The organism is Mesobacillus sp. (genome assembly GCF_057785455.1).
In genome coordinates, this window is record NZ_JBYNSB010000013.1 from 54499 (window position 1) to 75676 (window position 21178).

Consider the following 21178-nt stretch of genomic DNA (forward strand, 5'->3'; position numbering starts at 1 on the left):
TTATTTCCTGCCGTTTATCTGGAAAAGGATCATTTCGATCAGCATTTCCTTCCTCATCCCGCCAGTTTTCATCTGATAATCAGCATCCGCCAGCAATTTCATGATCCTGGTCAGTTCTTCGTCGGAGAAGGAGCCAGCCTGTCCGGCTGCAAGCTTGACCCGGAATGGATGGATTTTCAGTGCACCAGCAATCTGCTGCTGTCCGTATCCTTTGCGCGAAAGCTCCTTAACCTGATAAATCAGGCGGAACTGTCCTGTAATAACGGATAAAATCTTGATTGGTTCTTCATTCTGTTTTAATAAATCATAATAAATCCTTAATGCTGCTTCTACGTTTCGGTGGACTACCTTATCGACTAGGCTGAAAATATTCTGTTCAAGCGACCTTGCCGTCAGCTTATCAACCATGTCCCTGTCAATTTTCTTCTGATCCCCGGCGTAAAGGACCAGTTTATCGATTTCTGAAGTCAGCATGAAAAGATTTGTTCCGGATAGTGACAAAAGCAGTTCAATCGCATCTCTGTCAATCTCGGAACCTGCAGTCTCTGCCCGGTTCTTGATCCATGCGACTAATTCCTGCTCTGTCAGCTTCTTGGCTTCAACAACGGTCGCTTTTCGTTTCAATTCCTTTGTGACTTTTTTCCGTTCATCCAATTTTTCGTAAGGAGCTGAAATGACAACAATCGAATACGGAGCAGGCTGAGCAAGATATTCCTCCAGCTTGCCAACATTATGTTCAACCTTCCCTTTTGATTTTTCAGATGTTAAGAAAGAAGGATTTTGCAGGATCACAAGCCTCTTTTCACCCATGAACGGAAAGGTTTCCGCATCCTCGAGTGCTGCCTCGATTGGTGTTTCTTCCAAATCGTATACCGATAAGTTAAAGTCCTTTTCTTCCTCATCCAGAACATGTTCAATTAACAGCTGCTTCGTCTCATTTATAAGAAAAGCTTCCGTCCCAAATAATAAATAAACAGGATCAATCTGCTTTTTGTTAATTTTCTTCCATACATCCACTACCAATGTCCTTCGCTCCGATCAATACTTTTTTGCCATAATCCTATCGTAAAGAAGCTTGGACATTTTGACAAGCATTCTAAGGGAATTGGCCAGCCATCCCGGTCCAATTCCCCTATTTATATTGAACGCTGGATGATAAGGCCTAGGATACTTATTTACCAGCGGTGAATCTTAGTAAGATTATTTTTGCACCAGGCGGGAAAAGTATTTGTGACAATCCTTGTCAAATCGGATAAGCCTTCTCATAAAAGAAATTTGTCTATAACTATCCTTGCGTAACTGCCTTTTTAAAAAAGGGTTGAATTGCTGTCAGGACAGTACTGGATTTTTTAAAATGAATCGCTTATACTATTAAGGAAATAGGGGGGTTTTGACTGTGAATCAATTTGAAGAGAATGTCCAAAGCAATCGCAATGACGCTGTTGACTCAGGTGTTGGATTCGGAGTTTCTTTTGGATTCTTCGCAACAATGTTCATTATTGCGACAGTCGTGCAGTTAATCGGGAGTTAATCACGGCTACATAGGTTAAAGTTACGGAGACTGCATTTCATTATGCAGTCTCTTTTCATTTGTAAACACATTGATTTTTCGGGGATAAATGGTCCATATTCTTGATATATCCTATGGAATCTGGGTGAAAAATGTTCCTGCATCTCCCCTGAATTTGTATATTATAGCGCCATCAGTATCTGTGCGCATTATGTTTATCTGATGTTCCTCCAGTCTGTCGATCACCTCCTTTCCAGGATGGCCGTAACGGTTCTTTGCCCCAACTGAAATCACTGCAATTTCAGGCTTCAGGCTGCTGACGAAGCCTTCTGAGGTTGAAAATTTGCTGCCATGGTGACCCGCTTTCAAAACATCGATATCAAGTGCTCCTATTTTGCCGATCAGACGCTCTTCCCCCTCCATCCCCAAATCACCTGTAAATAGCCATTTCTTGCCCCCTACATCCGCTAACAAGACAATGGAATTGTCATTCCGGTCACCTGTATCGCTTTCCGGATTGAGGATGAAAAACCTGCTGCCGCCTGATGCCCAGCCTGATCCAGCGCCTGCCGCCAAAATCCGTGTTCCTTCAGTTGTGGCCATCTTCATGATAACTGCCTCTTGTTCTGACCTTTCCTTACCCTTCGGCAAAATCAACTGGTTTACCTGAATTTCTTTAAACAAAGCCATCGCTCCCCCAATATGATCGGTATCTCCATGTGTCAGGATGAGCTTGTCCAGACTGCTGACTCCTTCACTTTTCAGCAGCGGCACAACGATATCTTTTCCGGGATCGAATACTTCCCCTCTTTCTTGCCAACCCTGCCGGTCGAAACCTGTTCTTCCGCCTGTATCAATCAGATAATTACCTTTGTTGAACGGCAGCTGAATAAAAATGCTGTCGCCCTGTCCAACATCGATAAACATAACTTGACCATATGGATTTAAAAAAGGACTGATAAGCTGAATGGTCACCGGAAGGAATGGCAGCAGGAAGATCCATACTTTTGGCCTGAGTTTCTTCAACATGATTTTTTCATAAAGGCTAAAAAATATCGGAATAAGAAAAATTTGAAAAACCACAATCGCAGCTGCAGGCCTGCCGGTGATAAGGGTGGAACCAGGAACCTCGGCCAGCAGGCCTGAAGCATGATTGACTATCTTTATTAATTTTTCAAGAACAATCAAATAGAAATCAGGGATGCCGCTAATCATCTTAACGATAAGGTAGGTAAACAGCAATAGCGGAAGCAGGATGAAAGAAAACAGCGGGACAAAAAGCAGATTTGCAATGATGGAGATGACGGAAATTTCATAAAAGGAGTACAGGATTACCGGCATGCTTGCTAGCTGGGAAATCATTGAGGCTGCCGCAGTCTGCGCCAAAAACGAGGTGTTCGCCTTAAGGAGTTTGGGAGCGGAAAGAAGCAGGGAAAAGCTTACAGAAAATGATAGCTGGAATCCAAGATCATAGATGATATACGGGTCTGTAATCGTTATCAGCATGAATGCGATTGAAATGGCATCCATTGATGTCAATCTCCAATGAATTCGTTTTGCACCGATTAAGAGCATCAGCATGGCTGCAGACCTTATTACCGGGGGAGCCAGTCCGGTCAGCACTGCATAAAACGGTAAAAATACCAGCAGAAATAAATCCGTTTTTTCCCTGGTTAAACCCAGTCTTATTAAAAAGTAATAGAGCATGCCTGCGAGCAATCCGACATGCAGCCCTGAGATAGCAAGAAGGTGCACAACGCCGATTTTCTGATAAGACCTTTCTGTTTCCGGGTTAAATAAGTCTCTATTTCCAAATAAGAGAGCTGCAGAGAGAGCTGCGGTTTCCTTTGGAAAGCTTTTTACCATTAATTCGATTTCCTGCTGCCGAAAACGGAGCAAAGCAGTTTTGAAGCTGCTGTATTGATCAGTACATTGTTCAAAAGGAAGATAGTCAATATCGATGGTCCAGAAGATTTCGTTGTGATAGTGATAATTTTTATAATCGAAGGCGTTTGGATTCCTTGCTTCCTGGGGAAGTTCGAGGGTTCCGCCTGCTTTGCAGGCATAACCTGAAAGGAGGCGGTTCTTATATGAATTTTTTTCTTCAGCAGTTTCAAATCTGTATCTGACGCTTACTTTTTCTTTGGCTGGGTATGCAGTACCATAGGCCAGGAGAAGGTCGCCATCTATTTTGACCTCCCCGTCAAAAAGAATCACAAATTCTTTTTCTTTACCAGAGAAATGAGAGATATTGTGATATTCTTCAAGATATCCCGCCCCCATGAAGATGAAAAAGATCATGATCAGCAGAGCCAGCAATTTGTTAGATGATCCTTTAAACCTGTGCAGCAAAAGAATGGACAGTATGAAAGCCCCTCCATACAAATACAAATTTTCCAGCATACTCAAAAGGCCCAGCAGCGAGGATGCAGCTGTGTAGAATAACTGCCCCTTCAAACTCAGGCGGCGGGATGGTATCTGTTTCATAATTCAGGCTCTTTTCTAAGGTTTTTGGATTTATTCTGGCAAGTGCACAACCTCGACATCCTTGAGAAAAATATCATTCCATTCATTAGGATAAGCACTGCGGTAAACGACCCTGATGACACCTGATTGCGCCAGTGTCTTGGCACATTTTTCACACGGTTCATGCGTCACAAATGCAGTCGCTCCTTTCAATAAGCCTCTGTCAGCATGAAGGACAGCATTCTCTTCAGCATGGAGCGTCCTGATGCATCTTCCCTGCTCATTGATCAGGCACCCTGCGTCTTCACAATGCTCATGGCCATGGATTGAACCATTATAACCTGTAGACACTATATGCTTGTCCTTTACAATTACACAGCCTACATGCAGCCTCGGGCATGTGGACCGAGAGCCAACTTCCTCTGCAATATCCAAAAAGTATTGATCCCAGCTTTTTCTTGCCATGATGTTCCCCCCAAGCAACTTTTAAGGTAATACCCATATTGTCATTTATCAACCTTTATCATTAATTTTACTGGTTCTGTTCCGGCAGTTCAATTTGAAGGGGCTACTTTACCGAAATTAATTCCTGTAATTTTTCGAAAGTTTTATCGCCTATGCCGCTGATCGATTTTAAATCTTCAATAGTTTTGTAAGGTCCGTTCGTTTCCCGGTATTCAATGATCGCCTCCGCTTTGGAAGGCCCTATACCAGGCAAAGTTTCAAGCTCTGTTTTGGACGCTTTATTAAGATTGACAGTCTTGCTTCCTTCTCCCTGCTCACTTGATTGGACTATAGTCTCCACTTCACCGAGGTTTTCGCCTTTTCTTGGAACATAAATCACCATCTCGTCAGAAACTCTCATGGCAAAATTGAGAGCACTGGCATCTGCATCTGCAGCCAGTCCTCCTGCCTTCTCGATGATATCAACCACCCTGTCTTCCTCTCCAACTTCATATACCCCTGGCTTATTGACAGCCCCCTTTATGTCAGCCATCATGACAAGCGGCGGGGCCTCCACAGGTTCTTCAGTGTTTTCCGGCAGAGATTCCATTACAACTGGAGCTGCTTCTTCCACTGCGGGAATGTCCCTTTTCAAATCTATATACGTATAGAAGAAAAATAAAGCGGCAGCTATTCCCGCTGCAATATACATTTTGTGTTCCTTGATCCAATCCATTTGGGTTCAGCACCTTTCAATGTCATATTCCGAAAGCTAAAAACATAAGGATATAGGAGAATAAATGTGTGAAGGAGGGAAGGGTTATGAAATTAGGGATAATAGGCACTGGGAATATGGGGAGAATTCTCGCCGAAGCTCTTATTGATGGGAATGCCGTTTCCCCTTCTTCAATGATGATGACAAATCGAACCTTATCCAAAGCTCTAGAGATTCAAAAAATATATCCCGAGGCAACGGTTGGGCAAAACGCTTTGGAGGTTGCACAAAGCTGTGATGCGCTTTTTATATGCGTAAAACCTTTACAGGTATGGGACGTACTTGAACAAATCCAGCCAGCGTTGACAAAGCAAAAATGTATCATATCTATTACAAGTCCCATTAGTGTGGAACAGCTTGAACGGACTGTCCCTTGTTCTGTCATGAGGATCATTCCGAGCATAACAAACCGGGCTCTGGCAGGAGTGGCACTTTTTACGTATGGAGAACATTGCGCAGAGGAGTGGAAAACCTATTTTCAAATGATATTCCAGAAGATTTCTGTTCCTGTAGAGATCGACGAGAAAATCACACGTGTAGCGTCAGATATTGTCAGCTGCGGTCCAGCCTTTTTCAGCCATCTCGTCCAAAGCTTTATTACAGCTGCTGTGAAAGAAACTGAAATCGATAAACACACTGCTACTACACTTGCCAGTGAAATGCTTGTTGGACTTGGAGAGCTGCTTAGAAAGAAGCATTATACTTTGCCAACACTTCAGGAAAAGGTATGCGTAAAGGGTGGAATCACGGGAGAAGGCATTAAAGTACTGGATAGTGAAACAGGAGATATGTTTGAGAAGGTGTTTCAGGCGACCCACAGGAAGTTTGATGAGGATCTTGAAAAGGTGCGGGATTTATTTGATAAAGATTAAATTCGACACTTTCATTAAAAATCCTGCATACAACTGCAAATTCCCTGCTTTTTTTTACAGACAATTTTACCATATAAAAAACAACTCCCAAGCTGGGAGTTGTTTTTTATGGTTTGATCATGGCGAAAAATATTCTCTCCGCGTCCGGCGCTGGCTCTGAGAATGTGAAATCGCCGATGATCTCTATGTTTTTGAAGCCAGTCTGCTCAAGAAGATCTTTATAAAAATTCACAGGATATGTACGCTGAAAATGCAGTTCATCAATTCTGTCATACTTTCCCGTTTGTTGATCAAGAACGAAGAAGGTTAGTTCATGCTCCACACTGTATGGATCTTTCCCGGTAAAACTGTTCCAGATATAAGTGATTTCTTCGTCATCCCAGGTGAAGGTGGCATCAGCAAAAATATGTTCCATTTTATAGATTGAGTGAACATCAAACAGGAACAATCCGCCTCTTTTCAAAAGGCGGTTCACCCCTTCAAATGTTTTCTTGACGGCTTGCTCATCCTTCAAATAGTTAAGGGAATCGCAGAAAATCCCGATTATGTCGAATTCGCCAAGTTCATCAAGCTCGGTCATATCCTGCTGGAAAAACTGGATTGGCAATGAAAGCCCATCTGCTTTATCCTTTGCGACCGACAGCATATCAGACGACAGGTCTGCACCGGAAACCTCGTAGCCTTTTCTGGCAAGCCTAATTGAAAGCTCCCCGGTCCCGCAGGCAAGATCCAGCAGTTTTCTGCCTTCGACATTATGTTTGGCCAAGTATTGCTCGAGAACAGTCACCCATTGGTCATATGGGACATCCTGCATAAGCTGGTCATACAGGTAAGCAAATCGTTCGTAAGACATTAATTAAGCTCGCTCTCCACATTTTCGATTGGAGCATCTCCCCATAGACGTTCAAGATTATAGTAGCTTCTTTCCTCCCTATGGAACACATGGACAACAACATCGCCAATATCAATCAGAACCCATCTTGCCTCATCAAAGCCTTCCATCCTCTTCAGCTCATGGCCTTTTTCCAGTGCCTTTTCGCGGATTTCGCGGGCGATTGCCTGGACCTGCTTATCTGAATTCCCGTGGCAGATAATAAAGTAATCTGCAATCAGGGAAATCCCCTTCATGTTCAATACCAGAATATCTTCTGCTCTTTTATCGTCTGCTGCCTTTACTGCTGTCAATAATAATTCGCGTTCGCTCATCAAATCATCCTCCTGAATTTTTTACCATGTTGTTATACGCGTTAAAAGTATCTGGAAAAACCGGCTGGTTCTTTTTCATCAGAAACTGGATTGTATTTTTCATTGCCTGCAGCAGAGCTAGATCCAGATTTTCCTCTGCCATGGTCCTGACTTCCTCTACTCCGGGAAAATGGCGGCCAGGCTCGATATAATCTGCCAAATAGATAATTTTATCAAGCAAGGACATGCCGGCCCTTCCTGATGTATGGTAGCGGATAGCATCAAGCACTTCCCCATCATCGATGCCCGCTTCCCTTTCAGCCAGGTATGCTCCAACAGGCGCATGCCATAGCTCACTATTGTATTCCAGCAGCAGCGGCTGCATAGCTTGTTCAACAATAATTTGCTTCATTTCATCCTTAGGACGGAATTTAGCATAATCGTGAAAAATAGCAGCCAGTTCTGCTTTCTTTTTGTCTGCCCCATATTTTTCAGCAAGCTTGATGGCAGTTTCCATCACACCAACCGTATGGACATATCTGTGGTCAGTCAGCTGCGTTTTGACCATTTCAAGTGCTTTTTCACGTTCCATATAAACCATGCTCCTCTATATATGCCCTGACAGGCTCCGGAAGCAAATAACGGATGCTCTCGCCTGCCTTTACTCTCTCTCTGATCATGCTGGAGGATATATCCATCTGAGGTGTCTTGGCATAAAGTATATCGTATTCGGAATGATCCTCATAGGACGGCCTGCTGACTCCGATGAATTTGACCATTTCAAGCAGCTGGCCGATCTCCCGCCATTTAGGCAGATACTCGACCATATCACCGCCAATGATGAAGTAGAAATCAATATCTTTATACATATCTTTCAATATTTTCATCGTTTCATACGTATAAGATGGACCCCTTCTGTCAAGCTCGACAGTTTCCACTCTGAAGCTTGGGTTATCCATTATCGCCAGTTCAAGCATCGCGATCCTGTCCTCATTGCTGACAGGCGAGGCCACACTTTTATGGGGAGGCACCTGATTTGGCATAAACCAAATCTTATCGAGCTCATATGCATTCAAAACTTCATTTGCAATCACCAAATGCCCCATATGCGGAGGGTTGAACGTCCCGCCAAGAATGCCCACTTTTCTCAAACTGCCACCTCCCGAATTATCTAGGAAGAACTAGTTGTTTATTTTCGCGCGACTCCTTATAAAGAACGATTGTGTTGCCGATCACCTGGACCAACTCAGCCTTCGCACCGCGGGAAAGCTGTTCAGCCACAGTGTCCCTGTCGTCATCACAATTTTGAAGGATGCTCACTTTAATCAGCTCACGCGCTTCAAGGACTTCTTCAATTTGTTTTACCATATTATCATTTACCCCGCCTTTGCCAACTTGAAAAATCGGGTTTAAATGATGTGCTTTCGATCTTAAAAAACGTTTTTGCTTCCCTGTTAACATGCAGATCCTCCTAAATGTCTTAAAACATTTGCTTTCATTCTTTCAGTATCCGGGAAAATGCCTGTCCATTTTTCAAAAGCAAGCGCTCCCTGGTATACAAACATATCAATTCCGTTTTGTGTCAAAGCCCCTTTTTGTGAGGCTTCCTCTAAAAATGCTGTCTGGAGCGGATTATAGATAATATCGCTGACGAAGGCTTTATCCGTAACATGATGAGGAGATAAAGGCTTAGAATCCAGATCCGGAGACATGCCAATTGAAGTTGTCTGGATAATCAGCTGATAATCCATAAGATTTTGTTCTGCTTCGTTTTGATCCACTACCCTGGATTCAACATTGTATGGACAAGCCATGATCAGCTTTTCCGCCTTTTCCTTTGTTCGGTTAAAAATGTCAATCCGACTGACTCCTGCTTGTGCCATTGAAAAATAAATAGCCCGCGCCGCGCCGCCAGCCCCAATGATCAGGACAGATCTCGATACAAGATCCGGAACCTGTGCTTTTAGCCCATTAACAAAACCAGGACCATCTGTATTAAAACCAATAAGTTTCCCGCCTTCATTTTTTACAGTGTTAACTGCACCAATTGCCTGTGCCAAAGGATCAACATGGTCAAGGAGCTGCATAATGGCGGTTTTATGCGGGATGGTAACATTAAAGCCGCTTGCTCCTAATGCCTTTAGCCCCTCTACTGCAGGTTGAAGCTGATCCTTGGATACATGGAATGGGAGATAGGCAGCATCGATACCATAAAGTCCAAATAAATCATTGTGCATGGCAGGAGACATTGAATGTCCGATTGGATCCCCAATGACGCCAAATAGTTTTTTCATTCTGCCTCATCCGCCTTTTTTAAGAAATTAAATTAATGACCTGCGCAGCAGAACACTGACACCTTTAGGCACATAGGCTGCTATCTTCGCACCTGCTTCATTAACTGTTACCCAGCCAAGACCGGAAAACACAACATCTGTCTTTGGCTCTTTCACCGTAAATTCATGGCGGACGAGTTCCGGGAATTCATCCATTTGTTCCCGGCGAGGCGGCGTCAGCAGCTCGCCTGCATGATTTTCATATAGCTCATCAGCATTTTCCAGCTTGGTGCGGTGAATGTTGATTTCATTGGGAACATAGCAGGCGAATGATCTTCTGCCTCCCGAAATATAATCAAATCGTGCCAGTCCGCCAAAAAATAAAGTCTGATTTTCATTCAGCTGATAAATTTTCGGCTTTATTTCTTTTTTAGGCGTGATGAATTTCAAATCACGCTTGTCTACGTAATGTGCCATCTGATGATGATTGATAATACCAGGAGTATCGACAATTGCCTTGCCATCCTCCAGAGGGATTTCAATCATGTCAAGGGTAGTCCCAGGAAAATGGGATGTTGTGATAACATCCCCTTCCCCTGTCACTTCTTTGATGATCCGGTTGATAAAAGTAGATTTGCCTACATTGGTACAGCCGACAATGTAAACATCCCTGCCATCGCGGTATTCGTCAATCGCAGCTGCTGCCTCCTTTATATTGAAGCCCTTTGCTGCACTGACAAGGAATACATCAATCGGATTCAAGCCCAACTCTCTTGATTCTTTCTTCATCCAATCGATCAGCTTTCGAGGTTTAACAGATTTCGGGACCAGGTCAGCTTTATTCCCTATTAAAAGTACCGGATTACTTCCGGCGAAGCGATGGATCCCGGGAAGCCAGCTGCCATTAAAATCAAAGATATCGACAATCTTGACGATTAAAGCGTCCCTCTTGCCAAGTTCATTCAAAATCTTCAGGAAGTCATCATCGGTCAGGCTGACATCCTGTATTTCATTGTAATTTTTCAGCCGGAAGCAGCGCTGGCAGACAATGACCTCTTTTTCAAGTGATGAAGGCGGAGCATAGCCCAGCTGCTCCTGATTCTCCGTCTGTATTTTCACGCCACAGCCTGTGCAGACAATTTGTTCGTTCAATGCTTAATCCTCCCAATTCAACTTGCCTTGTTTCCTGAACCAATTTAAAATTCTTCTTTCAACTTTGCGGTTGAATTTTGTTACAAATCCATCCGTTTTTGCTACTGGTACAACCAGTATCGTGTGGAATCCGCTTCTGTTGCCACCAAGCACATCAGTAAGCAGCTGGTCTCCGATTACGACCGTTTCCTCCTTGCGAAGCCCCATCTGCTTCAAAGCTTTATTAAAGGCTCTGGTCATCGGTTTTCTTGCTTGGAAGATGAAAGGAATTTGCAACGGATCGGAAAATGATTTAACTCTGTTTTCATTATTATTGGAAACAATCGTTACAAGTATTTCATGCTTTCTCATATTATCGAACCATTCGATCAGCTTCGGTGTCGCATGGGGACGGTCCCACTCAACAAGCGTATTATCGAGGTCCGTTATAATCCCCTTTACGCCTTTTTCCGCTAAGCTATCTGGAGTGATATCAAATATACTTTTCACATGCTGGTCAGGCAAAAAATGCTTTAGCAATTTCATTACACCTCATTAATTTAGTTCCTATCATAACGTTAACATCATACCCAATTTTACCCTACCTTTCAAAGTAAACATCAAAAGGGCTTCAAAAATAACAAAAAACATGATGTCCATTCGACAAAGAACTAAAATTCAGTTCAATTTCTTAAAGGCTGTATTGGCAAAGATTGTAGCTTACACAAATATTGAATTATGATCCTGTTGCTCTTCGTTCCAGGCGCGCAGACTCCTTCGGGATGAAGCGGGACTGGTGAGACCCCGCAGGAGCAAAGCGACGAGGGGCTCACCGCACGCCCCGAGGAAAGCGAAGCGCCTGGAACGGAAATCAACAGCCTATTATTGCAAAGCCTTCTTTAAAAAACAATTTAGATTATTGGATTTCAAAAGCATATAGAATAGCAACAAGGTATTAGAAAAGAACTTACTTAAAAACTGCTGCCAAATAATAAATTCAAAAAACTTTTCGACAAAATCCAACGATTTCCAACGTTGTGGATAACCTTATGCACAAAATACACATTGAACCCATTACTTTCTTCCCATTTATAAACAAATTAATCACAGGTTATCCACGGGATATTGTGGATAACCAGAACGGTTGTTCTGCGAGTTTCGTTCTGATAGAGTAGGGGTAGAACGAAATAACTTACAATAATATGCAAGGATTAAAAGGTTTAGAAGTATCCTTTTGGGGGTGAATGGCTGGAATGCGTAAACTTTCGGACGAACTGTTGATTGAGTCTTATTTTAAAGCAAGAGAACTAAATCTTAGCTATGAGTTTATTCGATTGATTGAATCGGAGATCCATCGGCGGTCATTATCTAACCGAATAAAAGTTTCTTCCTAACAGCCCCTGCAAAGGGCTATTTTTTTTACGGCCATCAATCCCCATCTTCGGCCCATCATGTTTCATTCATTTGTATTTGCTATATCGCATAACTCAGAAAGGCACAGAGACTCTGTGCCTGAATGGTTCATTAACCTTTTAAGGTCCCAATCTTTTCACCATATTTAATATGGTATGGTGTCGAAATAGCAGGAAGCACAGCAAAGCTGTCCTTTTCAAAAAGCATCACGACTGTGGAGCCAAACGTAAAGTAAGCCATCTGATCGCCTTTTTGAAGCGTTTCTCCACTATGAGTCGTTTCAATCGAGTTTACGAACATCGCCCCTACCTTGACCATTGCTGCCAGGCCAGCTTTATGCCTGATTTCAGTGATTTTGCGGTAGTTCTTTGACAGAGGGTAATTTCCGTAACGCAGTCCCAATTTGTTCACTGGATATGACTTTGTGCCAAGTGTCCATTGTTTGGCAACCTTACCCGACAAAGGACTATGGATTTTATGGTAATGGCTTGGACTAAGATAGAAAATCATATAGGTTCCATTTTCATATCTGCCCATTGCCTCACGATCACCGAGCATTTCAGCGATAGAGTAGGTCTTTCCCTTTACATGGATTGTACGGTCTGCCTCAATGCTGCCGAGATCTTCAATTACTGCATCCACCGGACTTACAACCGAATCGGGATCGCTATCAATCGTCCTTGCGCCTTCCTTCAGGTTCCGGATGAAAAACTCATGAAGACTTGGGTATTCATGAATCGGCCTCTCCATTTCGTCCTGGTTTATTTTATATGTTCTGGCGAAAGAAGGAACGATCCTCCTGCTGGCCGGAGATTGTGCAAATTTATGCAGGATTTTTGAAGACCACCTGCCGTTTGTCAATTCTATAAAAAGGCGGTAAATACTTTGAATCAATGACCATACCTCCGATAATATTAAAAAGTTATCTTTACGAAAAAGCATATTAAGCTTAGAATTATATATTATTATATAATAACCCTCAGTGCTATCCCTTTTCAATACAAGGAGTGAAATGCATGTTTTTACATGATGTCCTGGATTCGACATTAAAAAAACTGAAATCCCAGACGGCAAATGTCCTGACGCTTGCCAACCTATGTTTGGGCGGCTTCGCAATCATTTTCAGCCTGAATGGCAATTTGAATTTAAGCCTGCTGCTTATCTTCATCGCTGCATTGGCTGACCGTTTTGACGGAATGGTTGCCAGAAGATTCAATATTGAATCCGAGCTGGGGAAGCAATTGGATTCCATGAGTGATATTATATCATTTGGTGTAGCACCTGCACTATTAATATATCAGGGCATATTATCAGACTTCGGCGGTCCGGGATCTTTCTTCACTGTTTTTTATATCGGCTGCGGCGCATTCCGCCTGGCAAGATTCAATATTTCGGAAAACACAGGATACTTTACCGGCCTTCCAATAACCGCGGCTGGAGTCCTGGCAACATTGAGCTTTCTGGCAATTCCCTATATAGCCCCTCAATCGTATTTATTCCTTATGATGATGCTCAGCTTTTTAATGGTCAGTCCTTTCAAACTAAAGAAAGTTTAAAAAAACCCAGCCGCGGCTGGGTTTTCTTTGTGCAATAATTATTTTAGAAATTTATTGCTCTGTCAGAGCCAGGAATTCTTCTACATCCTCAACACACATGTTGACGGCCTTTTCCCAGAAATCTTTCTTTGTTAGATCGACATTAAGATGCTTTTGCGCCAATTCTTCAACAGGCATTGAAGCTGAATCCTTCAAGAGTGCGATGTATTTTTCTTCATATCCAGCGCCTTCTTCCTGAGCCATAGCATAAATGCCAAGTGAGAATAAATAGCCGAAGGTATAAGGGAAGTTGTAGAATGGCACTCCTGTAATAAAGAAATGAAGCTTGGATGCCCAGAACAGCGGGTGATATTCATCAAGCGCCCCGCCATAAGCATCCTGCTGTGCTTCTGACATCAGTTCATTCAGGCGCTGTGCATTTACGACTCCTTGCTTTCTTTCTTCATAGAATCTCGTCTCAAACAGGAATCTTGCATGAATGTTCATGAGCAATGCGACTGAGCGCTGGATTTTGTCTTCTAGAAGACTTATCTTTTCTTCTTTTGAGGTCGTATTTTTTAATGCTGCATCTGCGACAATCATTTCCGCGAAAGTGGATGCTGTTTCAGCTACATTCATTGCGTAATTTCTGTTCAATAAATGAAGGTCTCTCATCGCATACGTATGGAACCCATGACCAAGCTCATGAGCAAGCGTTGAAACGTTGGACGGAGTTCCGGAGTATGTCATGAAAATTCGTGACTGGCTGCTCTCAGGAAAGAATGTATGGAAACCTCCTGGAGATTTCCCAGGACGGTCTTCAGCTTCAATCCAATCGTTCTCAAAAGCCATCTTGGCAAAGCCGGCCATTTCCTTGCCGAATTGTGCAAAGTTTTCCACGATAAAATCGGCTCCAGCCTGGTAGCCCATCTTTGTTTCCGCACTGCCAATTGGCGCATCCAGATCAAACCAGCTAAGCTTTTCAAGTCCTAAGAGCTTCGCCTTGCGCTCAAGGAACTGGACAAATGGCTTTTTTTGATCCGAAATTGCCTGCCACATCGCATCCAGGGTGTCCTTTTCCATTCTATTTATATCCAGCGGCTCTTTTAAGACATCTTCCCAGCCGCGGAGCTTATATGTATTCAATCTAAAGCCTGCAAGGTGGTTCAAGGTTTTAGCATATAATTCTTCCTTTTCTCCCCATGCCTTTTCCCAGGAATCAAAAATCCCCTTCCTTACTTCACGGTCTGCATCAGAAAGCTTGTTAGCTGCCTGGCCTACCGATAGCTTCTCATCTTTATAATTGATTTTCGTACTGCTGACCAGAAGATCATACATCTGCCCCCAGCTGTGATAACCATCTACACTTAACGCGTTGATTGCTGATTCTTCTTTTTCGGAAAGCTTTTCAGCAGCTCGTTCACGGCGCTCAGTCAGTACAAAGCTCAGTTCACTTAAAAGGCCGGACTTGACAAGTCCTTCCCATACATCCTCTGAGAAACCAGCAAGCTTCTGGTCAAAGGAAGTCAGTGCATGCTGCAAGGAAGCACTCAGTTCAGTAACAGTTGCTCTTAATTGGTTAGCCTTTTTGTCTTCGGTATTCTGTGCCTGAAGACAGCTTACAAACGCACCTGCCTGCCTTACCTTGCGTGCCGCACCATCGAATAGTTCAACAAGCTTTGCCAGATTCCCAGCTTCGTTTGTACTGTTCTCAGGCTGCCAGTTTTCCACTTCTGTTTGAAATGCTTTGATATTTTCAGCTGTTGCTGAAAGATGAAAGGCGAATTCTGCTGAATCACTGCCTCCTTTAAAGAATACTTCCAAATTCCAAACTTCTGAATATGTATTTGACATGGTTGAAGCCCCCTTTTCTCTATAATTATATTATAAAGTTATTTTTCGAAAATTCCTATAAATTTACCCACTAGGCTGCCAGACCGATAAAAAGCTTATGCCCTTGCAGGCATAAGCCTTTTGTTGCTTAACAAGTAAAGTACCACCATCCGCCAAAAATAAGTACAATTACTAAAAGGATGATAAACAGTGCAAACCATGCACCTCCACCGCCATAGAATCCAGGATAAGCACCATAAGGGACTGGATAAGGCGGACACACATATCCATAAGGCATACTTTCACACTCCTTTTCTATATCCTGTTATCATAATATGGGAATCTGTCCATTTTGGTATGGGCTTAAGGCAAAAATCCGTTCAAGCTAAAGCAAAAATGCATAATTTTTTCATATTTATCTTATAAAATGAAAGAAATCACTTTTTTTAGGGCTTTTTCAAGCGGGAGAGCTCTTGGATAGGAGTTTTTATGGCTACAATTCTTCTCGTAGACGATGAGACGAGGATGCTGGATTTACTGTCTCTATATCTCACTCCATTAGGATATACATGTGTTAAAAGAACAACAGCTAGCGATGCGATTCACTACCTGGAGGAACATCGCGCAGACCTCGTGCTGCTGGATGTCATGATGCCCGATATGGACGGCTGGGAAGCATGCAGGGAAATACGGAAGCATTGGGACATTCCGGTCATCATGCTAACAGCCAGGTCGGAGAAGCCTGACATAGTTAAAGGGCTTAATATTGGAGCAGATGATTATGTGACCAAGCCTTTTGATGAAGCAGAATTAGTCGCAAGGATTGAAGCAGTTCTGAGAAGGAATTCAGGGAAAGGTTCGATCCTGTCATTTAATGGACTTAGCCTGGATCTTGATTCTTATGAGCTGCACTTTCAAGAAAGTCCCATACCATTGACACCGAAGGAATTCTCCTTGCTTCATTCTTTTTTACAGAATCGGAATAAGGTCTTTACCCGAGAACATTTGATTACAACAATTTGGGGATATGGAGTCAATACTGAGGACAGAACTATAGATTCCCATGTTCGCAATCTGAGGGAAAAGCTGCGCAAGGCAGGTTTTGCAGCAGACGATTACTTGATCACCGTTTGGGGCGTCGGCTATAAATGGCTTGATAAGGCTGATTCCAAATGATGCAGAAGGTTTCATTCATATTTTACTGGATAAAAAGAAATAATAGAGACGTTACTTTTTAGACCAGGAGGAATACGAATGGAGAACTTATATGAACGACTCGGTGGTCAGGATGCAATCACCAAAGTGGTGGATGTCTTTTATCAAAAGGTCTTGGCTGACGATACGGTCAACCACTTTTTCAAGGAAACAGACATGGAAAAACAGCGCCGCCACCAGTCCTTGTTCATCAGCTGGGCACTTGGCGGACCGAATCAATATTCAGGAAGAAGCATGGAACTTGCCCATAAGGGGATGAATTTGAATGACGAGCATTTTGGTGCGATCGCCAATCATCTGGCTGCAAGTCTCAGAGAGTTTGACGTTTCCGAGCAAGATATAAATGGAGTGCTTGATAAATTAACCACGATGAAGAATGATATACTATACAAGTAGCAAAAAGGAGAGGGAGCCTCTCCTTTTCTATTACTTTAATTGTTTTGGCAAATGCTGCAGGAAGGAAATCAGTAAAGTCATACCTTCTCTTGTCTCTTTTTGTGTAACTGCCTTCATCAGCTGCATGGAAGTAAGAGGTTCTTTTTCCTTTGTGTCTTCCTGAGCATTATGGAATGCAGTAAGCATGCCATCCACTAAATCGATGGCTCCAAGCTGAACGAATGAATCCGCAAGCTCTACTCCCTTGATTGCCTTTTCCGCCATGTCCGTTACCATAGGACCGGTCATGGCCCCCTTCATGGCCGCAGCCATATCTGCAAGCTGCATCAATGATTTCAGGACACCGCTTTCCTCCATACGTTTCACTTCCATTAATGTACGCTCCAGGCTTTCAGCGACATCTGGCAAAGTTTTTAATAAGGAAAGAGTCTCAGGCTGAAGAAGGTCATCTGCTATCTCAACCATTTTCACACCCGTTTCCGCTATGCTGGAAACCATCTCGCCGGTCACCGCATTCATAGCAGCATCGGCAAAGCCAATAAGTTTGTGCTGTTCTGTTTTTTGTGCTTGAGGTGTTTCTGTTGCCATCTCAACCACCCCTTCTATAAAATCCCTTTGGCATTCAACCAGTAAAGCTCGTTGTATACAGCCTTGAACCAGTGCAGCAAATCAGAGGTTTCTGCAGGCTGCGGCGGGTTATTGTAATCAAAGGTAATCATGCTTGCATCATCAAGGCTATTTTCAAGGAAGCATGCTACCTTTCCATTATAAACAGCTGTCTCAGGACGGCCGCTCAGTCTGCTGATGATGTTCGCCACAAGTGACTCAGATTGATAGTGGGCTGTTGATCCCGCTTTGCTTATTGGCAGATTGGTTGCATCACCAATGACATAGACATCATCCTGGCCAATCATTTTCAAGGTGGTGCGGTTAGTAGGAATGAAGCCTGATTCGTCCCCAATCCCTGAATCAATCACTGCTTTAGCACCTGTGTGGGCTGGTATTGTGATCAGCATGTCATATTCATGCTCGGATCCATCCATGGTAATGGCCACTTTGCGTTTTGGATCGACTTCTTCAAGATTAAAGAAGGTCTCGTACTTGATATCTCTTTTCTCAAATTGAGGCAATGCCCATTCCGCGACAGGCACCAAGGAGTGGATTCTGCCGATTGGGTAGGAATATTTGATTTCGATGTCTTTGCGTCTTCCATTTTTCCTGAAATAATCATCGAGCATTAACGCAAGCTCAAGAGGAGCAGCAGGACATTTATGTGGTACATCTATTGTAATAAGAATCCTGCCTCTTTCCATCGCCGCCAGGTCATCTCTCAGTCGTTCAGCCCCTCCAAGGGTATAGAAGTTATGTGCCCCCTCTCGTAAGCCTGGAACACTGTCAAAGTCCGGATGTGAGCCAGTCGCGACAACCAGATAGTCATACTGGTACTCTCTTTTCCCTTTGACTGCTTTCTTCTCAACATCAATTTTTTCTACATCGTCATACACAAGATTCACATATCGATGTACAAGGGCTTCCTGCTTCCTGATGAAATGCTCTGATGGCTTTTCATTGAATGCGATAAATAAGTAACCCGGCTGGTAAATATGCTTTTCAGTATTGGATATCAGTGTGATTTCCACTTCATTCTTTTTGATTTCCGCCCCAAGCTGGCGGGCAAGCTTGTTCGCTACCATAGTGCCCGCGCTGCCAGCGCCAAGAATGACAATTTTCTTAGCCATTTTGTCCACACCTCTTTTTCTGTTTCATTGATGAAAACTGTTTCCTGCTATGCTGGATTTCCACGCTGAAATAGACTCCTGTCAGCCTGAAGTGTAAAAACATTGCTGGTTGCAGCATTGCGTCGTTTTTTCACTGGCGTCCTTAGATTATTTAGCTTTTTTGACGGCAATTTTGAATACATCGCCTTCGTTTTCCAAATAAGCAATTTCATGGCCCATCTTATTTACCCATTCGGGGATGTCCACTGCAGATCCTTTATCTGTTGAAAGCACTTCAACCACATCGCCGACCTGTGCTGTTTTAATTCCTTTTACCAATTCCATTAATGGTCCAGGGCAGTATGCTCCTCTAGCATCAATTGATTTGGTTACTTGTACTCCGCTCATGTTTTATTCCTCCAATAGATATGATATTTCTTTACTGTTCAAAAAGGCTGCTGATTTTCGTTCCAGTCGCTTCGCTTTCCACTACAATCAACTGACTTAAAAACTAACATTAAAATTTAACAGCCTGTGTTAAAATAAGAATAGAATTTTATTTTCCATGAGGGGGAAAAGCTAGACAGGCCTGCACGCCAAAAAGCTTCTTCCCCTGATTAGATCAGGACCTTATCATCCACTTATCTTTGTCCAAATGGCTTGACAGAGGGAGATCCTGCCCTGGCCTTACATTGTAATGACAGTTGCTCCCTGAGTCATGCCCAGGAATTTTGTTACCCCAATTACTCCATCAAACACGTCAATCATGTCTTCTTCTTTCCAGTCCATGATGTCCATCGCAAGTGCGCAGCCATAAATATTGAGCTCACCCATATCTTTGCCTTCCTGTAATAGTGCATCGAATAGCGGAATTTTTTTAGCCAGCATTTCCTTGCCGATTGTTCCTGTGATGAAGTCCGTATTTTCAAAGCTCTCTTTTCTGAATGATTTCAAAGCATTCATTGTAACGAATACATTTACTGTCATCCCCGACATGGAAGCTACTGAGCCAACCAATGCGCCAGCGTGAAGCTTTTCAAGATCTTCAGACAATAAAATGACCGCTAAAGATGGTGCTTGCTGTTCCATAATTTATTTCCTCCTAAGAAATCGGATGTTTACCTTACACCCTTAGTATACCTATACCCCTATGTCTATGTCTGTTTCGTTTATGTGAACGTTATAGGTCTAAAAAGTGACAAAACAAGCTGCACACAGGATTAACAGAATCAAAGATAAAGTGGAAAAAATGTTTTGCCGCAAGAAAAATATTTCCGTATGGACAGACACAATACCACCCATTTGTACATAGGAATTTAGTATAGGCGAAAGCCTTATTAAGCGGGGGTGGAAACATGTCTGGCATTCTTACAGCGCTTGGCTATCTAGTCAAAGAAGTAATTCTCCTTGTTTCATATGTTAAGAACAACGCATTTCCTCAACCGTTGTCTGCAAGTGATGAAAGGAAATACTTAAGGTTGATGGCAAATGGCGATCCACACGCACGGAATATGCTGATCGAGCATAACCTCAGGCTGGTGGCACACATCGTCAAGAAATTCGAGAACACAGGCGAGGACGCTGAGGATTTAATATCAATCGGAACAATCGGACTGATCAAAGCAATCGAAAGTTATTCAGAGGGAAAAGGAACAAAGCTGGCCACCTATGCAGCCCGATGTATAGAGAATGAAATCCTCATGCATTTACGGGCATTGAAGAAAACAAAAAAGGATGTTTCATTGCATGATCCGATCGGCCAGGATAAAGAGGGCAATGAGATATCATTGATCGATGTCCTTAAATCCGAATCAGAGGATGTCATTGATACAATCCAGCTGAATATGGAGCTTGAAAAAGTGAAGGAATATATCGATGTCCTTGATGAGCGCGAAAAAGAGGTCATCGTTGGCCGGTTTGGCCTTGATTTGAAAAAGGAAAAAACACAGCGCGAAATCGCGAAGGAACTTGGAATTTCCCGGAGCTATGTCTCTAGAATTGAAAAGCGGGCCTTAATGAAGATGTTCCATGAATTCTACCGGGCCGAAAAGGAAAAGAAAAAGAATAAAGGGCAATAAGGCAAGACCGGGCTATTGGCCCGGTCTCTTCAATTTTCATCAGGCTGTTTGCGGGAACGTCAGACAAACGAGGAAGTTTTACTTTCTAATAGTAAAAAGCACCAGCCCCGTGGCTGATGCTTCGTTATGAACTTACTCAACAGTTACTTCTGCAGCTACAATCAAACCTACGGCACCGCAAATAACTAATCCCATGACAATCAGGAACATGCTCCACACCCCTTTATGCTTCTCCCCTATTTACTCCAAATTTATCATATAAATTTGGTCTTTAATGGCTCAGGATGTGAACATTTTGTTAACTAATCGCGGGATCTTTTTTTCTTTAAAATAA

At 42.9% G+C, this 21178-nt stretch carries 26 protein-coding genes; 7 read left to right on the forward strand and 19 right to left on the reverse strand.

The features are described from left to right. The gene (gene holA / locus AC3EBE_RS05265) at positions 1-1023 is read right to left on the reverse strand and encodes a DNA polymerase III subunit delta (protein ID WP_488593967.1); all 1023 of its coding nucleotides are present in this window, start codon (positions 1021-1023) and stop codon (positions 1-3) included. Between the two features lie 373 nt (positions 1024-1396). Between holA and AC3EBE_RS05270 the strand changes: the two genes are divergently transcribed. Then, a complete protein-coding gene (locus AC3EBE_RS05270; RefSeq protein ID WP_335431066.1) occupies positions 1397-1531 on the forward strand; it encodes a YqzM family protein in 135 nt (44 codons plus the stop codon). 111 nt (positions 1532-1642) lie between these two features. On the opposite strand, the gene AC3EBE_RS05275 is transcribed toward AC3EBE_RS05270, so the two are convergent. The 3 genes from AC3EBE_RS05275 to AC3EBE_RS05285 all read right to left on the reverse strand — a co-directional run bounded on the left by AC3EBE_RS05275 (position 1643) and on the right by AC3EBE_RS05285 (position 5156). Then, entirely contained in the window at positions 1643-3997 is a 2355-nt protein-coding gene (locus tag AC3EBE_RS05275) for a DNA internalization-related competence protein ComEC/Rec2 (RefSeq protein WP_488593968.1), read from the reverse strand. A 30-nt stretch (positions 3998-4027) separates the two neighbouring features. After that, positions 4028-4441, reverse strand: coding sequence for a deoxycytidylate deaminase (locus tag AC3EBE_RS05280; RefSeq protein ID WP_488593969.1), 414 nt, complete (start codon positions 4439-4441; stop codon positions 4028-4030). Between the two features lie 103 nt (positions 4442-4544). Next, complete coding sequence (locus tag AC3EBE_RS05285; protein WP_488593970.1) at positions 4545-5156, reverse strand: helix-hairpin-helix domain-containing protein; 612 nt, start codon at positions 5154-5156, stop codon at positions 4545-4547. A gap of 86 nt (positions 5157-5242) precedes the next feature. On the opposite strand from AC3EBE_RS05285, the gene comER reads away from it, so the two are divergent. Beyond that, positions 5243-6067 carry a late competence protein ComER gene (comER, locus tag AC3EBE_RS05290; RefSeq protein WP_488593971.1) on the forward strand — a complete coding sequence of 275 codons (825 nt, stop codon included), beginning with the start codon at positions 5243-5245 and terminating at the stop codon, positions 6065-6067. A gap of 106 nt (positions 6068-6173) precedes the next feature. Here comER and AC3EBE_RS05295 read toward each other — a convergent pair whose 3' ends face one another. From AC3EBE_RS05295 to AC3EBE_RS05330, 8 genes are read right to left on the reverse strand one after another with little or no spacing between them, the layout of a single operon-like run. Continuing rightward, the gene (locus AC3EBE_RS05295) at positions 6174-6920 is read right to left on the reverse strand and encodes a class I SAM-dependent DNA methyltransferase (protein ID WP_488593972.1); all 747 of its coding nucleotides are present in this window, start codon (positions 6918-6920) and stop codon (positions 6174-6176) included. Beyond that, entirely contained in the window at positions 6920-7273 is a 354-nt protein-coding gene (gene rsfS, locus AC3EBE_RS05300) for a ribosome silencing factor (protein WP_488593973.1), read from the reverse strand. The genes AC3EBE_RS05295 and rsfS overlap by 1 nt, the downstream gene beginning before the upstream one ends. A gap of 4 nt (positions 7274-7277) precedes the next feature. Further along, positions 7278-7844 (reverse strand): bis(5'-nucleosyl)-tetraphosphatase (symmetrical) YqeK, encoded by a 567-nt coding sequence (yqeK, locus tag AC3EBE_RS05305; protein WP_488593974.1) that lies wholly within the window; start codon positions 7842-7844, stop codon positions 7278-7280. Next, complete coding sequence (locus AC3EBE_RS05310; protein ID WP_488593975.1) at positions 7834-8403, reverse strand: nicotinate-nucleotide adenylyltransferase; 570 nt, start codon at positions 8401-8403, stop codon at positions 7834-7836. The genes yqeK and AC3EBE_RS05310 overlap by 11 nt, the downstream gene beginning before the upstream one ends. Positions 8404-8419: 16 nt before the next feature. Further along, a complete protein-coding gene (gene yhbY, locus AC3EBE_RS05315; protein WP_488593976.1) occupies positions 8420-8713 on the reverse strand; it encodes a ribosome assembly RNA-binding protein YhbY in 294 nt (97 codons plus the stop codon). Then, complete coding sequence (gene aroE / locus AC3EBE_RS05320; RefSeq protein ID WP_488593977.1) at positions 8707-9546, reverse strand: shikimate dehydrogenase; 840 nt, start codon at positions 9544-9546, stop codon at positions 8707-8709. The genes yhbY and aroE overlap by 7 nt, the downstream gene beginning before the upstream one ends. Positions 9547-9573: 27 nt before the next feature. After that, positions 9574-10677 carry a ribosome biogenesis GTPase YqeH gene (gene yqeH / locus AC3EBE_RS05325; RefSeq protein ID WP_488593978.1) on the reverse strand — a complete coding sequence of 368 codons (1104 nt, stop codon included), beginning with the start codon at positions 10675-10677 and terminating at the stop codon, positions 9574-9576. A gap of 3 nt (positions 10678-10680) precedes the next feature. Continuing rightward, entirely contained in the window at positions 10681-11196 is a 516-nt protein-coding gene (locus AC3EBE_RS05330) for a YqeG family HAD IIIA-type phosphatase (RefSeq protein WP_488594015.1), read from the reverse strand. A gap of 713 nt (positions 11197-11909) precedes the next feature. On the opposite strand from AC3EBE_RS05330, the gene sda reads away from it, so the two are divergent. Further along, the gene (sda, locus tag AC3EBE_RS05335) at positions 11910-12050 is read left to right on the forward strand and encodes a sporulation histidine kinase inhibitor Sda (RefSeq protein ID WP_488593979.1); all 141 of its coding nucleotides are present in this window, start codon (positions 11910-11912) and stop codon (positions 12048-12050) included. 130 nt (positions 12051-12180) lie between these two features. Here sda and AC3EBE_RS05340 read toward each other — a convergent pair whose 3' ends face one another. After that, positions 12181-12963: a phosphatidylserine decarboxylase gene (locus AC3EBE_RS05340; RefSeq protein ID WP_488593980.1), complete on the reverse strand. Its 783-nt coding sequence runs from the start codon at positions 12961-12963 to the stop codon at positions 12181-12183. Between the two features lie 122 nt (positions 12964-13085). Between AC3EBE_RS05340 and pssA the strand changes: the two genes are divergently transcribed. Further along, entirely contained in the window at positions 13086-13625 is a 540-nt protein-coding gene (gene pssA / locus AC3EBE_RS05345) for a CDP-diacylglycerol--serine O-phosphatidyltransferase (RefSeq protein WP_488593981.1), read from the forward strand. A 51-nt stretch (positions 13626-13676) separates the two neighbouring features. Here pssA and AC3EBE_RS05350 read toward each other — a convergent pair whose 3' ends face one another. Both AC3EBE_RS05350 and AC3EBE_RS05355 read right to left on the reverse strand, forming a co-directional pair. Beyond that, entirely contained in the window at positions 13677-15458 is a 1782-nt protein-coding gene (locus AC3EBE_RS05350) for a M3 family oligoendopeptidase (RefSeq protein ID WP_488593982.1), read from the reverse strand. Between the two features lie 127 nt (positions 15459-15585). Next, positions 15586-15735: a hypothetical protein gene (locus AC3EBE_RS05355; RefSeq protein WP_488593983.1), complete on the reverse strand. Its 150-nt coding sequence runs from the start codon at positions 15733-15735 to the stop codon at positions 15586-15588. Positions 15736-15926: 191 nt separating this feature from the next. On the opposite strand from AC3EBE_RS05355, the gene AC3EBE_RS05360 reads away from it, so the two are divergent. Then, a complete protein-coding gene (locus AC3EBE_RS05360) occupies positions 15927-16613 on the forward strand; it encodes a response regulator transcription factor (RefSeq protein ID WP_488593984.1) in 687 nt (228 codons plus the stop codon). A 78-nt stretch (positions 16614-16691) separates the two neighbouring features. Further along, positions 16692-17048 carry a group I truncated hemoglobin gene (locus AC3EBE_RS05365; protein WP_488593985.1) on the forward strand — a complete coding sequence of 119 codons (357 nt, stop codon included), beginning with the start codon at positions 16692-16694 and terminating at the stop codon, positions 17046-17048. A 30-nt stretch (positions 17049-17078) separates the two neighbouring features. Here the strand turns inward: AC3EBE_RS05365 and AC3EBE_RS05370 are convergent, their stop codons facing one another. The 4 genes from AC3EBE_RS05370 to AC3EBE_RS05385 form a co-directional block, all read right to left on the reverse strand. Further along, a complete protein-coding gene (locus tag AC3EBE_RS05370; RefSeq protein ID WP_488593986.1) occupies positions 17079-17636 on the reverse strand; it encodes a helical membrane plugin domain-containing protein in 558 nt (185 codons plus the stop codon). 14 nt (positions 17637-17650) lie between these two features. Beyond that, a complete protein-coding gene (locus tag AC3EBE_RS05375) occupies positions 17651-18787 on the reverse strand; it encodes an NAD(P)/FAD-dependent oxidoreductase (protein ID WP_488593987.1) in 1137 nt (378 codons plus the stop codon). Positions 18788-18934: 147 nt separating this feature from the next. Further along, positions 18935-19174 (reverse strand): sulfurtransferase TusA family protein, encoded by a 240-nt coding sequence (locus AC3EBE_RS05380; protein WP_488593988.1) that lies wholly within the window; start codon positions 19172-19174, stop codon positions 18935-18937. Positions 19175-19453: 279 nt separating this feature from the next. After that, positions 19454-19855 (reverse strand): DsrE/DsrF/DrsH-like family protein, encoded by a 402-nt coding sequence (locus tag AC3EBE_RS05385; protein WP_488593989.1) that lies wholly within the window; start codon positions 19853-19855, stop codon positions 19454-19456. A gap of 266 nt (positions 19856-20121) precedes the next feature. Here AC3EBE_RS05385 and sigK point away from each other — a divergent pair, with 266 nt between their 5' ends. Beyond that, positions 20122-20844 carry an RNA polymerase sporulation sigma factor SigK gene (sigK, locus tag AC3EBE_RS05390; RefSeq protein ID WP_488593990.1) on the forward strand — a complete coding sequence of 241 codons (723 nt, stop codon included), beginning with the start codon at positions 20122-20124 and terminating at the stop codon, positions 20842-20844. The last annotated feature ends 334 nt before the right edge of the window (positions 20845-21178 follow it).